The organism is Streptomyces alfalfae (assembly GCF_004127445.1).
Taxonomy (GTDB): Bacteria; Actinomycetota; Actinomycetes; order Streptomycetales; family Streptomycetaceae; genus Streptomyces; species Streptomyces alfalfae.
In genome coordinates this window covers 165,243-178,781 of sequence record NZ_QEXM01000051.1, presented here as the reverse complement: position 1 = coordinate 178,781, position 13,539 = coordinate 165,243, and the positions used below count along the sequence as shown (strand labels likewise).

Annotated in this window: 16 protein-coding genes; 5 read left to right on the top strand and 11 right to left on the bottom strand. The window is 73.0% G+C overall.

What is annotated here, in order from left to right:
* Positions 1–54: 54 nt before the first annotated feature.
* The gene (locus DCW30_RS32825) at positions 55–690 is read left to right on the top strand and encodes a TIGR03085 family metal-binding protein (protein WP_076686755.1); all 636 of its coding nucleotides are present in this window, start codon (positions 55–57) and stop codon (positions 688–690) included.
* A 63-nt stretch (positions 691–753) separates the two neighbouring features.
* Here DCW30_RS32825 and hisF read toward each other — a convergent pair whose 3' ends face one another.
* The 8 genes from hisF to hisD are packed head-to-tail and all read right to left on the bottom strand — an operon-like array spanning position 754 to position 6,495.
* Complete coding sequence (gene hisF, locus DCW30_RS32820; protein WP_062781243.1) at positions 754–1,509, bottom strand: imidazole glycerol phosphate synthase subunit HisF; 756 nt, start codon at positions 1,507–1,509, stop codon at positions 754–756.
* Positions 1,506–1,910 carry a RidA family protein gene (locus tag DCW30_RS32815; protein ID WP_062781240.1) on the bottom strand — a complete coding sequence of 135 codons (405 nt, stop codon included), beginning with the start codon at positions 1,908–1,910 and terminating at the stop codon, positions 1,506–1,508. Before DCW30_RS32815 ends, hisF begins: the two co-directional genes overlap by 4 nt.
* Positions 1,907–2,635: a bifunctional 1-(5-phosphoribosyl)-5-((5-phosphoribosylamino)methylideneamino)imidazole-4-carboxamide isomerase/phosphoribosylanthranilate isomerase PriA gene (gene priA, locus DCW30_RS32810; protein ID WP_062781238.1), complete on the bottom strand. Its 729-nt coding sequence runs from the start codon at positions 2,633–2,635 to the stop codon at positions 1,907–1,909. Before priA ends, DCW30_RS32815 begins: the two co-directional genes overlap by 4 nt.
* A complete protein-coding gene (gene hisH / locus DCW30_RS32805; protein WP_076686754.1) occupies positions 2,632–3,273 on the bottom strand; it encodes an imidazole glycerol phosphate synthase subunit HisH in 642 nt (213 codons plus the stop codon). Before hisH ends, priA begins: the two co-directional genes overlap by 4 nt.
* A gap of 16 nt (positions 3,274–3,289) precedes the next feature.
* Positions 3,290–3,454 carry a hypothetical protein gene (locus DCW30_RS36925; RefSeq protein ID WP_062781233.1) on the bottom strand — a complete coding sequence of 55 codons (165 nt, stop codon included), beginning with the start codon at positions 3,452–3,454 and terminating at the stop codon, positions 3,290–3,292.
* 4 nt (positions 3,455–3,458) lie between these two features.
* Complete coding sequence (hisB, locus tag DCW30_RS32800; RefSeq protein ID WP_062781230.1) at positions 3,459–4,052, bottom strand: imidazoleglycerol-phosphate dehydratase HisB; 594 nt, start codon at positions 4,050–4,052, stop codon at positions 3,459–3,461.
* Entirely contained in the window at positions 4,049–5,164 is a 1,116-nt protein-coding gene (locus tag DCW30_RS32795) for a histidinol-phosphate transaminase (protein WP_076686753.1), read from the bottom strand. The genes hisB and DCW30_RS32795 overlap by 4 nt, the downstream gene beginning before the upstream one ends.
* A complete protein-coding gene (gene hisD / locus DCW30_RS32790; RefSeq protein WP_076686752.1) occupies positions 5,161–6,495 on the bottom strand; it encodes a histidinol dehydrogenase in 1,335 nt (444 codons plus the stop codon). The genes DCW30_RS32795 and hisD overlap by 4 nt, the downstream gene beginning before the upstream one ends.
* A 223-nt stretch (positions 6,496–6,718) precedes the next feature.
* On the opposite strand from hisD, the gene DCW30_RS32785 reads away from it, so the two are divergent.
* The 4 genes from DCW30_RS32785 to ybaK all read left to right on the top strand — a co-directional run bounded on the left by DCW30_RS32785 (position 6,719) and on the right by ybaK (position 10,702).
* Positions 6,719–8,233 carry an oxidoreductase gene (locus tag DCW30_RS32785; protein WP_373569030.1) on the top strand — a complete coding sequence of 505 codons (1,515 nt, stop codon included), beginning with the start codon at positions 6,719–6,721 and terminating at the stop codon, positions 8,231–8,233.
* A gap of 178 nt (positions 8,234–8,411) precedes the next feature.
* Positions 8,412–9,413, top strand: a complete 1,002-nt coding sequence (locus DCW30_RS32780; protein WP_062781221.1) for a hypothetical protein — start codon at positions 8,412–8,414, stop codon at positions 9,411–9,413.
* 2 nt (positions 9,414–9,415) lie between these two features.
* Entirely contained in the window at positions 9,416–10,165 is a 750-nt protein-coding gene (locus DCW30_RS32775) for an LON peptidase substrate-binding domain-containing protein (RefSeq protein ID WP_076686750.1), read from the top strand.
* Positions 10,166–10,195: 30 nt separating this feature from the next.
* Positions 10,196–10,702: a Cys-tRNA(Pro) deacylase gene (gene ybaK / locus DCW30_RS32770; protein WP_076686749.1), complete on the top strand. Its 507-nt coding sequence runs from the start codon at positions 10,196–10,198 to the stop codon at positions 10,700–10,702.
* Between the two features lie 156 nt (positions 10,703–10,858).
* Here ybaK and DCW30_RS32765 read toward each other — a convergent pair whose 3' ends face one another.
* The 3 genes from DCW30_RS32765 to DCW30_RS32755 form a co-directional block, all read right to left on the bottom strand.
* A complete protein-coding gene (locus DCW30_RS32765) occupies positions 10,859–11,521 on the bottom strand; it encodes a DUF2567 domain-containing protein (RefSeq protein ID WP_076689431.1) in 663 nt (220 codons plus the stop codon).
* A gap of 34 nt (positions 11,522–11,555) precedes the next feature.
* Positions 11,556–12,377, bottom strand: a complete 822-nt coding sequence (locus DCW30_RS32760; RefSeq protein WP_079107699.1) for an ABC transporter permease — start codon at positions 12,375–12,377, stop codon at positions 11,556–11,558.
* A gap of 69 nt (positions 12,378–12,446) precedes the next feature.
* On the bottom strand, positions 12,447–13,481 hold the full coding sequence (locus DCW30_RS32755; RefSeq protein ID WP_136240375.1) for an ABC transporter ATP-binding protein: 1,035 nt from the start codon (positions 13,479–13,481) through the stop codon (positions 12,447–12,449).
* Positions 13,482–13,539 lie beyond the last annotated feature (58 nt).

Here is a 13,539-nt window from a genome sequence, read left to right as displayed (position 1 = left end):
CGCCGGGCACGCGTCCACTGTCCGGACCGGGTGCGCGGTCGTAGGCTTGGGCGTATGTCGACCCATGCGAAGCGTGAACGACTTCTCCTCGCCGACCTGTTGGAGGCGGAGGGCCCGGAGGCCCCCACGCTGTGCGAGGGCTGGAGGACCCGGGACCTCGCGGCCCATGTGGTGGTGCGCGAGCGCCGCGCGGACGCCGCGGGCGGACTGGTGATCAAGCAGCTCGCCGGGCGCCTGGAACGGGTGCAGACCGAGTTCGCCGCGAAGCCGTACGAGGAACTGATCCAGCTGATCAGGACCGGGCCCCCGCGTTTCTCGCCCTTCTCCCTCAAGCAGATCGACGAGGCCTCGAACGCCGTCGAGTTCTACATCCACACCGAGGACGTGCGCCGCGCGCGCCCCGACTGGGTCCCGCGCGAGCTGGACCCGGTCTTCGCGGACGCCCTCTGGTCCAACCTGGAACGCACGGCCCGCCTGATCGGCCGCAAGGCCCCGGTGGGCCTGGTCCTGCGCCGCCCCGACGGTCGCACGGCGGTGGCCCACCGCGGCACCCCGGTGGTGACGGTCACGGGCGAGCCCTCCGAACTGCTCCTCTTCGCCTACGGCAGGCAGGGCGCGGCCGAGGTGGACCTGGACGGCGACAAATCGGCGATCGCCGCACTCCAGGAGACCAAGCAGCTGGGGTTGTAGGAACTGCGGCGAAGCCCCGGCCACCGCACGGGTGACCGGGGCCGGGGCAGGCCGTCGCAGGGGCTAGCGCACCGCGTGTCCCGCCCCCCGCAGCGTCTCCTTGACCTCGCCGATGCGGAGGTCGCCGAAGTGGAAGACCGAGGCGGCCAGGACCGCGTCGGCGCCCGCTTCGACGGCCGGGGGGAAGTGGGGCAGGGCGCCCGCGCCGCCGGAGGCGATGACCGGGACGGTGACGTGCTCGCGGACGGCGGCGATCATCTCCAGGTCGTAGCCGTCCTTGGTGCCGTCGGCGTCCATGGAGTTCAGCAGGATCTCGCCGGCGCCCAGCTCCGCGGCCCGGTGGGCCCACTCCACGGCGTCGACGCCCGCCGACTCGCGGCCGCCGTGGGTCGTGACCTCGAAGCCGCCGGACGGCGTGCGGCGGGCGTCCACCGACAGGACGAGGACCTGGCGGCCGAAGCGCTCCGCGATCTCGCGGATCAGGTCGGGGCGCGCGATGGCCGCGGTGTTCACGCCCACCTTGTCCGCGCCCGCCCGCAGCAGCTTGTCGACGTCGTCGGCGGTGCGCACGCCGCCGCCGACCGTGAGCGGGATGAAGACCTGCTCGGCGGTGCGGCGGACCACGTCGTACGTCGTCTCGCGGTTGCCGGAGGACGCGGTGATGTCCAGGAAGGTCAGCTCGTCGGCGCCCTCGGCGTCGTAGACCTTGGCCATCTCGACGGGGTCGCCCGCGTCCCGCAGGTTCTGGAAGTTGACGCCCTTGACGACGCGGCCGTTGTCCACGTCCAGGCAGGGGATGACACGTACGGCGAGGGTCATGCCGCACCTGCCCGCGGGCCGTAGGCCTCCACCTCGACCTCGACGACCAGGCTGGGGTCGACGAAGCCGGAGACGATGAGCATGGACGCGGCCGGGCGGACGTCGTCGAACAGCTCCTTGTGGGCGCGGCCCACCTCGTCGACGTCCCGCGCGTGCGTGAGGTACATGCGGGTGCGGACCACGTGCTCCCGGCCGAGGCCGAGCTTCTTCAGGGCGTCGAAGGCCACGGTGAAGGAGTTGACGGTCTGGTCGTACGGAGTGCCCGCGTCGATGACGCCGTCCACCACGGACGTGCAGCCGGAGACCAGGACCAGGCCGTTCGGCAGCTCGACGGCGCGGGAGTAGCCGATGGCCTCCTCCCAGGGTCCGCCCGAGCTCACCCGGCGTACGGCGTCGCTCATGAGGAGGCCACCGCGGCGAGCGCCTCTTCCAGCGTGAACGCCTTGGCGTACAGCGCCTTGCCGACGATCGCGCCCTCGACGCCGAGCGGGACCAGCTCGGAGATGGCGCGCAGGTCGTCCAGGGACGAGACGCCGCCGGAGGCGACCACGGGGCGGTCCGTCGCCGCGCACACGGTGCGCAGCAGCTCCAGGTTCGGGCCCTGGAGGGTGCCGTCCTTGGCGATGTCGGTGACCACGTACCGCGCGCAGCCCTCGGAGTTCAGGCGCTCCAGCGTTTCGTAGAGGTCGCCGCCGTCGCGGGTCCAGCCGCGCCCGCGCAGGGTGGTGCCGCGTACGTCGAGACCGACCGCGATCTTGTCGCCGTGCTCGGCGATGACCTTGGCGACCCACTCGGGGGTCTCCAGGGCGGCGGTGCCGAGGTTGACACGGGTGCAGCCGGTGGCGAGGGCGGCGGCGAGCGTGTCGTCGTCGCGGATGCCGCCGGAGAGTTCCACCTTGATGTCCATGGCGGCCGCGACCTCGGCGATCAGGGCGCGGTTGTCGCCGGTGCCGAACGCGGCGTCCAGGTCGACCAGGTGCAGCCACTCGGCGCCCGACCGCTGCCAGGCGAGGGCGGCCTCCAGCGGGGAGCCGTAGGAGGTCTCCGAGCCGGACTCGCCGTGGACGAGGCGCACGGCCTGGCCGTCGCGGACGTCGACGGCGGGAAGGAGTTCGAGGATGCTCACAGGGTTCCGATCCAGTTGGTGAGGAGCTGGGCGCCGGCGTCGCCGGACTTCTCGGGGTGGAACTGGGTGGCGCTCAGGGCGCCGTTCTCGACGGCCGCCACGAAGGGCTCGCCGTGCGTGGACCAGGTGACGTGCGGGGCGCGCATCGCCGGGTTCGCCACTTCGAGTGACCAGTCGTGCACCGCGTAGGAGTGCACGAAGTAGAAGCGGGTGTCGTCGTCGAGGCCCTGGAACAGGGTCGATCCCGCGGACGCCTGGACCGTGTTCCAGCCCATGTGCGGGACGACGTCGGCCTTCAGCGGCTCGACCGTGCCGGGCCACTCGTCGAGGCCCTCGGTCTCGACGCCGTGCTCGATGCCGCGCGAGAAGAGGATCTGCATGCCCACGCAGATGCCCATGACCGGGCGTCCGCCGGCGAGGCGGCGCCCGACGATCCAGTCGCCGCGCGCCTCCTTCAGGCCCTTCATGCAGGCGGCGAAGGCGCCGACGCCGGGCACGAGCAGGCCGTCGGCGGCCATGGCCGTGTCGTAGTCGCGCGTGATCTCGACGTCCGCGCCCGCGCGCGCAAGGGCGCGCTCGGCGGAGCGGATGTTGCCGAAGCCGTAGTCGAAGACGACGACCTTCTTGGGAGTGCTCATGTCTCGTACGCCCCCGTCAGTTCCAGTAGTCGAGCCGCAGGATGCCCGCCGCCAGGCACATCACGGCGCCGATGGAGAGCAGCGTGATCAGGCTCTTGGGCATCCCCTGCTTGACGAAGGAGATGACGCCGCCGATCAGGAAGAGGCCGACGACGATGAGGATGGTGTTGAGGCCGGTCATGGCTTTACAGCGCGCCCTTCGTGGAGGGGAGGATTCCGGCGGCGCGCGGGTCTCGCTCCGAGGCGTACCGCAGGGCGCGGGCCAGGGCCTTGAACTGGCACTCCACGATGTGGTGGGCGTTGCGGCCGTAAGGCACGTGGACGTGCAGGGCGATCTGCGCCTGCGCGACGAAGGACTCCAGGATGTGCCGGGTCATCGTCGTGTCGTACGCGCCGATCATCGGCGCCATGTTCTCCGGCTCGGTGTGCACGAGGTACGGCCGGCCGCTGAGGTCGACGGTCACCTGGGCCAGGGACTCGTCGAGCGGGACCGTGCAGTTGCCGAAGCGGTAGATGCCCACCTTGTCGCCGAGGGCCTGCTTGAAGGCGGCGCCGATGGCGAGCGCGGTGTCCTCGATCGTGTGGTGCGAGTCGATGTGCAGGTCGCCCTCGGTCTTGACGGTGAGGTCGAACAGGCCGTGGCGGCCGAGCTGGTCGAGCATGTGGTCGTAGAAGCCGACGCCGGTCGACACGTCGACCTTTCCGGTGCCGTCGAGGTCGATCTCGACGACGACCGACGTCTCCTTCGTGGTGCGTTCGACCCGTCCTACGCGGCTCATGCGTGTCGCTCCTTCTTGAGTTCGCGTACCGCATCGAGGAACGCGTCGTTTTCGTCGGGGGTTCCCGCGGTGACCCGCAGCCACCCGGGGACGCCGTTGTCCCTGACCAGGACGCCCCGGTCGAGGATCTTCCGCCACACCTCGTGGGCGGCTCCCTCTCCCACGAACCGTCCGAACTGCACGAAGTTGGCGTCGGACTCGGTCACCTCGTACCCCGCCGCGCGCAGTTCGGCGACGAGGCGGTCCCGCTCGGCCTTGAGCTGCTCCACGTACTTCAGGAGCGTGTCGGTGTGTTCGAGGGCGGCGAGCGCGGTGGCCTGGGTGACGGCCGAGAGGTGGTACGGCAGGCGCACGAGCTGTACGGCGTCGACGACCGCCGGGTCGGCGGCGAGGTAGCCGAGGCGCAGCCCGGCCGCGCCGAAGGCCTTGGACATGGTCCGTGAGACGACGAGGTTCTGCCGCCCCTCGATCAGCGGGAGCAGCGAGGCGCCGTGGCTGAACTCCACGTAGGCCTCGTCGACCACGACCAGGGACGGCTTCGCGGCCTGCGCGGCGTCGTACAGCGCGCGGACCGTCTCGGCGGGGACCGCGGTGCCCGTGGGGTTGTTGGGCGTGGTGATGAAGACGACGTCGGGCCGGTGCTCGGCGAGCGCGCGCTTCGCGGCCTCGACGTCGATGGTGAAGTCGTCGTTGCGCGGGCCCGAGATCCAGCCGGTGCCGGTGCCGCGGGCGATCAGGCCGTGCATCGAGTACGAGGGCTCGAAGCCGATGGCCGTCCTGCCGGGCCCGCCGAAGGTCTGCAGGAGCTGCTGGATGACTTCGTTGGAGCCGTTGGCCGCCCACACGTCGGCGAGGGCGACCTCGTGGCCCGCGGTGTCGCTGAGGTAGCGCGCGAGGGCGGTGCGCAGCTCGACCGCGTCCCTGTCGGGGTAGCGGTTGAGGTCGCGGGCGGCCTCGCGCACCCGCTCGGCGATGCGCTCGACGAGCGGTTCGGGCAGCGGGTAGGGGTTCTCGTTGGTGTTCAGGCGTACGGGTACGTCGAGCTGGGGCGCGCCGTAGGGGGACTTGCCGCGCAGCTCGTCGCGGACGGGGAGGTCGTCGATCCTGGTCACTTGGCTCCCGGCACCTTCCAGCCGAACCTCGCCTTGATCGCCGCGCCGTGCGCCGGGAGGTCCTCGGCCTCGGCGAGTGTCACGACGTGGTGCGCGACGTCGGCGAGGGCCTCGCGGGTGTAGTCGACGATGTGGACGCCGCGCAGGAAGGACTGCACGGAAAGGCCCGAGGAGTGGCAGGCGCAGCCGCCGGTGGGCAGGACGTGGTTGGAGCCCGCGCAGTAGTCGCCGAGGGAGACGGGCGACCAGGGGCCCACGAAGATTGCGCCCGCGTTCTTCACGCGGTCGGCGACGGCGGCGGCGTCGGCGGTCTGGATCTCCAGGTGCTCGGCGCCGTACGCGTCGACGACCCGCAGGCCCTCCTCGACGCCGTCGACCAGGACGATCGCGGACTGGCGGCCCCGGAGGGCGGGGACGATGCGGTCCTCGACGTGCTTGGTGGCCGCGACCTGCGGCTGGATCTCCTTCTCGACCGCGTCCGCGAGGGCGGGCGAGTCGGTGACGAGCACGGCGGCGGCGAGCGGGTCGTGCTCGGCCTGGCTGATCAGGTCGGAGGCGACGTGCGCGGCGTCGGCGGTGTCGTCGGCGAGGACCGCGATCTCGGTCGGCCCGGCCTCGGTGTCGATGCCGATGCGGCCGGTGAAGTAGCGCTTGGCGGCGGCGACCCAGATGTTGCCGGGGCCGGTCACCATGTTGGCGGGGGCGCAGGTCTCGGTGCCGTACGCGAACATCGCGACGGCCTGGGCGCCGCCGACCGCGTACACCTCGTCGATGCCGAGGAGGGCGCAGGCGGCGAGGATCGTCGGGTGCGGCAGGCCGCCGAAGTCGGCCTGCGGCGGTGAGGCGAGCGCCATCGACGCGACGCCGGCCTCCTGCGCGGGCACCGCGTTCATGATCACGGAGGAGGGGTAGACGGACCGGCCGCCCGGGGCGTAGAGCCCGACGCGCTCGACGGGCACCCACTTCTCGGTGACCGAGCCGCCGGGCACGACCTTCGTGGTGTGCGGGGCGCGGCGCTGCTCGCGGTGGACGGCGCGGGCGCGGCGGATCGACTCTTCCAGGGCCTCGCGCACGACGGGGTCGAGACCGGCCAGGGCCTCGGTGAGCGCGGCGGCGGGCACCCGGACCTGGTCCAGGCGGACGCCGTCGAATTTCTCCGCGAGCTCGATCAGCGCCGCGTCGCCACGATGATGCACGTCCTCGCAGATGGGCCGCACCTTCTCCAGGGCGGCCGCGACGTCGAAGTCGGCACGGGGCAGCAGGGCGCGAAGGGCGGACCCCGACGGGAATTCCGTGAGGGCGTCGCCGCGCAGATCGATTCGAGAGATCACATGGCCAATTCTCTCAGACCTTCTTTCGGCGCCCGACGTCCGTATCACTGGCTGATATGGACCCCGGAAGACGGTGTTCACCACTAGCGTTCAGCCGGTCACACAGCGGGCATGAAACAGGTGTACGAAGCAGTGCACCGCGGGGACGGGGAGGACGACAGCAGTGGTGGACGACGCCGGCGCCGGAGATCCGCCCGACGGGCTGACCGCCGCGGAGATCGGCATGTGGCAGGCCTTCCGCAACGGCACCGTCTACGACCTCCGGTCGGGGGACGCCGCGGCGGACGACCCGCACGGCGGGCACCCGTGGGGGCCCGAGCGCAGCGTGCGGGCGCGCATCGTGTGCTGGCTGCTCCTGGACGGCCCGCCGGCCCTCGCGGGACGGGTCTCCTCGCTGAAGCTCGCGGGCGTGCAGATCACCGACGTCCTCGACCTGGCGGGCGGCACCGTCGCCCCGTACACCGAGCTGAAGCACTGCCGTTTCGAGAAGGAGGTGCTTCTGCCGGAGTCCCGCTTCGCCACGCTGCGCCTCGTCGACTGCTCGATCCCGCGCATCGAGGCGGCCCGGCTGCACACCGAGGGCGATCTGCACCTGCCGCGCTGCCGGGTGCACAACGGCATCCGGCTCACCGACGCCCAGATCGGCACCGACCTGCTGCTCAACCAGGCGGTGGTCTACCGCGACCGGCGCAGCCGCTCGATCACCGGCGACGGCCTCACCGTCGGCCAGGACCTCCAGGCCGAGATGATGGAGTCGCACGGCGAGCTGAGCATGCGCGGCGCGAAGATCGGCGTCTCGCTGAGCCTGCGCGGCAGCAGGCTGATCAACCAGTACGGCCGGTACGCGCTCAACGCCCCGCAGCTCACCGTCGAGCGCACGCTCTACCTCACCCCGGCCGCCGTCGGCAATCCCCCGCAGACCTCCGGCACCACCCCGGCGCGCGGCACGCGCGTGCAGCGCTTCGAGTGCGAGGGCGGCGTCCGGCTCGACGACGGCCGCTTCGGCGACGCCATCGACTTCGCGCAGGCCCGCTTCGCCCTCCAGAACGACCAGGAGATCTCGCTGCGCCGCGTCCAGACGCCCGAGCTGCGCTTCCTCGGCGAGGCGCCGCAGCGCGGCAAGGTCGTGCTGTCCGGCGCCAGGGTCGTCAACCTCATCGACCGGGCGACGAGCTGGCCGGGCCCCGGCGGCCTCCAGATGGGCGGCTTCAGCTACGAGAACCTCGTGCCGCAGGGCAGCTTCACGCTGGAGCGGCGGCTGGCCTGGGTGGCGGCGGCGACCGCCGAGTACAACCCCGAGCCGTACGAGAAACTGGCCGCCGTGCTGCGCAACGGAGGCGAGGACGCCGATGCCCGCGAGGTGCTCCTGGCCAAGCAGCGCAGGCGCCGCGAGACGCTGCCGCTGGCGGCGAAGCTGTGGGGTTACGCGCAGGACTGGACGGTCGCGTACGGCTACCGGCCCGGCCGGGCCGCGGTGTGGATGGCCGTGCTGTGGGCGGTCAGCGCGGTCGCGTTCTCGCACGCCGAGCACCCGGCCATCAAACCGGGCGAGCACCCGAACTGGAACCCCGCGCTCTTCTCCCTCGACCTGCTGCTGCCCGTCATCAACCTCGGCCAGGACAGCTACTGGCAGCTCAACGGCGGCTGGCAGTGGTTCTCCACCGCGCTGATCCTGCTCGGCTGGGTCCTGGCCACGACGGTGGCGGCGGGCGCGACCCGGCTCCTGCGGCGCAACTGAAACCCCGGGCCGCGGCCCGGCGCCACCGCGCCCGCCCGCGGCTGAACCGTTATCCGCCCCCGGGCAACCTTCGCCGTCCCCGGACCGTCATCCCAGCGCAGGCAGACATGTGAGCAACCACGAAGGTGACCGGCGGGCCGCGCGAGCGGGCCCCGGTTGAGGCGCAAAGGAGGGCACGATGCTGCGTGCCTTCATCCGCACCGCCCGCATGGTGCGGCACACCCCGCGCCTTGCCGTCGGTCTCCCGCCGGACGACGAGGTGCTCCTCGACGTACCCGACGAGCGGCTCGCCCCGGCCCTCGTGGCCGCCGGCCGCGGCGACCACGGTCCCGCGGCCAAGCTGCTCGCCATGACCCGCGAGGCCGCCGAGTGGGAGAACCGCGACCGCTACACCACCCGCCTCGCCGCCTTCGCCCGCTCCCGCCCCGAGTGGTTCGACGACTGGCTCCGCGCCTCCCCGCACGACCCCGACCTGCTGCTCGTCAAGGCCGAGCTCGCGGTCGTCCGCGGCTGGGAGTCACCGGCGCGGGCCGAACTGCTGCGCGAGGTGAGCCCGCTGATCACCGCCGCCGCGGAGGCCGATCCGCGCGACCCCGTGCCCTGGCGGATCGCCCTGGACCACGCGCGCGGCACCCACGCCCCGCACACCGTCTTCGAGCAGCTCTGGGCGCACGCGGTGCGCCGCTCCTCGTACCACTACGGCTGCCACGCCTCGGCCCTGCAGTACCTCTCGGCCGCCTGGTACGGCTCGCACAGCGAGTGCTTCGACTTCGCCGAGCGCGCCGCCGCCGACGCGCTGCCGGGGTCGCTGATACAGGTCCTGCCGGCCCGCGCCGCCTTCGCCTACCTCACCAGTCCCACGGGCAAGGTGCCCCGTGAGCGCCTGGACGCGGCGGCCGACCTCGCCATCGGCCTCTCCCGCGACTACGCCACCGGGGACCCCTGGCCCGCCGAGGTCCGCAACCTCCTCACCTACGTCCTGGTCCGCCTGGAGCGCTGGGACGACGCCCTGGAGCAGCTGCGCCTGGTCGGCCCGTACGCCACGTCCTTTCCCTGGGACCGGCTCTCCGACGACCCGCTGGGCCAGTTCCTCGAACTGCGCGACGGCGTGCGCCTCGAAGTGGCGTCGATGACGCCGCTGCGCCCTCCGCGCGGACGCGGACGCTCCGACGACCATTAGGCTTGCCGGTCGTGACCATCCGGCTTCCGCTGTTTCCGCTCGACTCGGTGCTGTTCCCCGGCCTCGTGCTGCCGCTGAACGTCTTCGAGGAGCGATATCGCGCCATGATGCGCGAGCTGCTCAAGACGCCCGAGGAGGAGGGGCGCCGGTTCGCCGTCGTCGCCATCCGCGACGGCTCGGAGGTGGCGCCGAGCGCGCCAGGGCTCCCCGACCAGACGGCCGTGCCCGAACACGGCCCCGCCGCGGGCTTCGGCCCCGACCCCGCCAAGGCCTTCCACACCATGGGCTGCGTCGCGGACGCGACGACGATCAGGGAGCGGGACGACGGCGGCTTCGAGGTCCTCGCCACGGGCACGTCCCGCGTCCGGATCCGTTCGGTCGACGCCTCGGGGGCCTTCCTGACCGCCGAGGTCGAAGAGGTGCCCGAGGAACCCGGCGAGGAGGCGGGCCCGCTCGCCGAGGGCGTCCTGCGCGCCTTCAGGTCGTACCAGAAGCGCCTGGCCGGGGCGCGGGAGCGCTCGCTGTCCAACACCGGCGCCGAGCTGCCGGACGAGCCGTCCGTGGTGTCGTACCTGGTCGCCGCGGCGACCGTGCTGGACACCCCCACCAAGCAGCGGCTCCTGGAGGCGGCGGACGTCGCGGCGCGGCTGCGGGACGAGCTGGCCCTGCTGCGTTCGGAGACGGCGATCATCCGCAATCTGCCGTCCCTGCCCGCGCTGGACCTGACGCGCGGCACCACCAGCCTGAACTGACGTTCGCGAGGCGCGAGAGGGCGCGAGACTGTGGCGAAGAAGCAGAAGAAGCAGACGGGCGGCGCGGGCGGCACCCCGGCGACGGTCGCCCTCACCGCGGCCGGCGCCGCCTTCACGGTGCACTCCTACGAGCACGACCCGACCCACCCCTCGTACGGCGAGGAGGCCGCCGAGGCCATGGGCGTCTGTCCGGAGCGGGTCTTCAAGACGCTGGTCGCCGAGGTCGACGGCGAGCTGACCGTGGCCGTGGTGCCCGTCTCGGGCTCCCTCGACCTGAAGGCGCTGGCCGCCGCGGTCTCCGGCAAGCGCGCCGTGCTGGCCGACCCGGCGGCGGCCGAGCGGACCACGGGCTATGTGCGCGGCGGCATCTCCCCGCTCGGCCAGCGCAAGAGGCTGCGCACGGTCCTCGACGACTCCGCCGCGCGGCACCCCACGATCTGCGTCTCGGCGGGCCGCAGGGGCCTGGAGGTCGAGCTGGCACCGGGCGACCTGGCGGAACTCACCGCCGCGGTCCTGGCCCCGATCGGCCGCGCCTGACGGCCGGTCCGGGCCGCCCGCCGGGTACGACGTGAAAGCGCCCTCGACAGGGTCGCCGGGCGCGACTAGCACCGAGGGCATGTCGAAGAAGACGCGCATGCGGAAGTGGCGGGCGAAGAAGCGCAGGGCCAACCACGGCAGGCGGCCCGCATAGGCTCAGTCCCGCGGTCCCCGCGGGCGGCTGTCGTCGTCGAGGGGCTGCCCGTAGAAGTCCACCGGCGGATACGGCTCGGGGTCGCGCGGTCCGAAGAGCGCGGTGAGGCCGAGGTGCACGGCGAGCGCGGCCACCGGCCAGGCGAGGAGCGTGCCCTTGGCCTTCAGTTCGAGCGGGGCGTCGAAGACGACGCCCTTGCCCACGGCCCTGGCGTGCGCCACGACGTCCGTCTCCGGGCCGAGCCACACCCCGGCCCGCCACGCGAGCAGGGCGCCCAGCAGGCCGCCGAGCGCGAGACCGGCGACCAGGGGTATCCCGCCCTGCCTGCGCAGCAGGAAGACGACGACGCCGCTGAGGACGCCGAAACCGAGCGCGAGCAGGGTGAACGTTCCCTCGACCCCGATGGCCTGCTCGCCCTCGGTGTCCTTCAGATACACCGCCTCACCGTCGGAGACGAGCGGCACGCGCGGCGCCAGCCACATCCACGCGAGGCCGAGAAGCACTCCGCTGACGGCCACCACGGCCGCGATCACCGCGGCCTGCCGCACTTCCGTCTTCATGCCGGGCCCGTCCTCCTCGTGTCCGGAAGGAGCTGCGGCTCCCGACGGCTGCGCGGGGGCCTGCCAGGGGTCGTGCGGGGGTTGGGGTGTCAGCGGTGCGGTCACCCACACATCGTGCCAGTAGTACCTGTGCGGCGCGTCACCGGACGGCCGCCCGGCGGTACGCCCAGGTGGCGACGGCGAGCGAGGCCACACCGACGCCCGCGCAGACCGCCAGGTCCAGGGCGACGACGGCCCAGTCGGGGTCGGGTCCGAAGGTGTTGGCGAACGCCTCCACGCCGTACGTGGAGGGCAGCAGGTCACGCGCGTACTGCAGGAGCGTCGGCATGCGGTCTGCCGGCAGGACGCCCAGCAGCAGCGCCGCGGACATGCCCATCTGACCGAGCAGCGTGGCCAGTTCGGGGCGGGGCGCGAGCAGCCCGAGAGCGGCGCCGAGCCCCGAGAGGGCGGCTCCGGCGAGCGGGATCACCGCGATGAGCACCCAGAGGTGGGTGAGCGGCAGCCCGAAGAGGCCGCAGCCCACGATCGCCGTGACGATGGTGCCGGGCACGGTGAACGAGGCGTAGGCGGCCGCGGCGCCCAGGACCACGGCGGCGGGCGGCACGGGCAGCGTCGCGTAGTGGTCGAGGCCGCCGTCGGCGCGGAGCCGGCCGAAGTACTGGGCGAGCAGGTTGAGCGCGACGAACGCGACGACGAGCACGGCGGAGCCCGCGACCACGGCCCGCGCCTCACCGCCCCCGTCCACGACGCCCCGCATCAGGATCATGATGCCGACGGACTGGAACGTCGCCACGAAGAGCAGCGGGATCCGCGCGACCCTGGCCCGCGAGAGCTGGGCCCGGTAGACGGCCGAGAGGGCGGGAAACAGCCGGGCGGGCGGCCCGAGGGCCGCGGGGCCCGCGGGACGGGCCTCGGTACGCCCTTCCTCCCGCACCACGGCATCAAGCGGAACGGCACTCACCGCAGAACCCCTCTGTAACTGTCCGTACTCTCCGTACGCATACGAATCGACTCGGGCAACCCGGCTCCCTCACCCCTTCACCAGTCCCCGGCCGCTGCCGCCCAGGGCGAGGTACACGTCCTCCAGGCTGGGGGTGGCCAGGGTGAAGTCGTCGAGGGCGGCGAACGCGGCCCCGCCGGTGACCGCCGCGACGGCGGCACGGGCCTCGTCCGGCGCCAGTCGCAGGGCCCAGCGCCGCCCCGACTCCACCGCGGAGGACCGCAGCGCGGCGACCTCCGGGACGTCGAGCGGGGCCCGCTCGCGCCACACCAGCTCCACCCGCACCTCGTCCGCGACCTGCTCCTTGAGCCCGGCCGGGGTGTCGCAGGCGATGACCTTGCCCTCGTCGAGCACGGCGACCCGGTCCAGGACGGTCTCCGCCTCGATGACGTTGTGCGTGACGAGCACCACGGTCGTCCCGTGCTCGGCCCGCCGCGCGTCGATGGCGGCCCAGACGGCCCGCCGGGCCACGGGGTCCATCCCGGTGGTGGGCTCGTCGAGGACGAGCAGTGGGCGCTCCCCCACCAGCGCGGTGGCGAAGCAGGCGAGCCGCCGCTGCCCTCCGGAGAGCTTCTTCAGGGGCCGTGAGGCCAGCGGGGCGAGCCCCAGCTCGTCGAGGACGGCGTCCCGCTCGGCCCGCGCCCGGTGCACGTCGAGCCCGCGCAGCCGCCCGGTCGTCTCGACGGCGAGGGACACGGTCAGCTCGTCGAGGGCGGTGGAGTCCTGCCCGAGGTAGGCGAGGAGCCGCGCGGCCCGCTCGGGGTGGCGCACGATGTCGTGGCCGAGGATGTCGACGCCGCCGCTGTCGGGCCGCATCAGGCCGGTCAGCTGGCGTACGAGGGTGGACTTGCCGGCGCCGTTGGGCCCGAGCAGCCCGAAGATCTCACCGCGCCGCACGGTCAGGGTGATGCCGTCGGTGGCGCGGACCTCGGGGGTCGCGGGCCTGCCGCGCCTGCCACGGGCGGCGGGGTAGGTCTTGACCAGGTCGCGCACCGCGCAGACGGCGTCGATGCCGTGTTCCTTGCGGCGTTCCTGTCGGACAGCCGGTGCCGGGCGCGTACTCACGAAGGACGAGACTACGGGGTCCGCGGGCGCGGGTGACGCCCGGGGCGTCCCGTACGCC

What these genes read in the sequence shown, in the direction of transcription:
- hisF (WP_062781243.1), bottom strand. Translation starts at nt 1,509, where the DNA reads ATGACCCTCGCCGTACGTGTCATCCCCTGCCTGGACGTGGACAACGGC.
- DCW30_RS32815 (WP_062781240.1), bottom strand. Translation starts at nt 1,910, where the DNA reads ATGAGCGACGCCGTACGCCGGGTGAGCTCGGGCGGACCCTGGGAGGAG.
- hisH (WP_076686754.1), bottom strand. Translation starts at nt 3,273, where the DNA reads ATGAGCACTCCCAAGAAGGTCGTCGTCTTCGACTACGGCTTCGGCAAC.
- DCW30_RS36925 (WP_062781233.1), bottom strand. Translation starts at nt 3,454, where the DNA reads ATGACCGGCCTCAACACCATCCTCATCGTCGTCGGCCTCTTCCTGATC.
- hisB (WP_062781230.1), bottom strand. Translation starts at nt 4,052, where the DNA reads ATGAGCCGCGTAGGACGGGTCGAACGCACCACGAAGGAGACGTCGGTC.
- DCW30_RS32825 (WP_076686755.1), top strand. Translation starts at nt 55, where the DNA reads ATGTCGACCCATGCGAAGCGTGAACGACTTCTCCTCGCCGACCTGTTG.
- DCW30_RS32785 (WP_373569030.1), top strand. Translation starts at nt 6,719, where the DNA reads ATGTGGCAGGCCTTCCGCAACGGCACCGTCTACGACCTCCGGTCGGGG.
- DCW30_RS32780 (WP_062781221.1), top strand. Translation starts at nt 8,412, where the DNA reads ATGCTGCGTGCCTTCATCCGCACCGCCCGCATGGTGCGGCACACCCCG.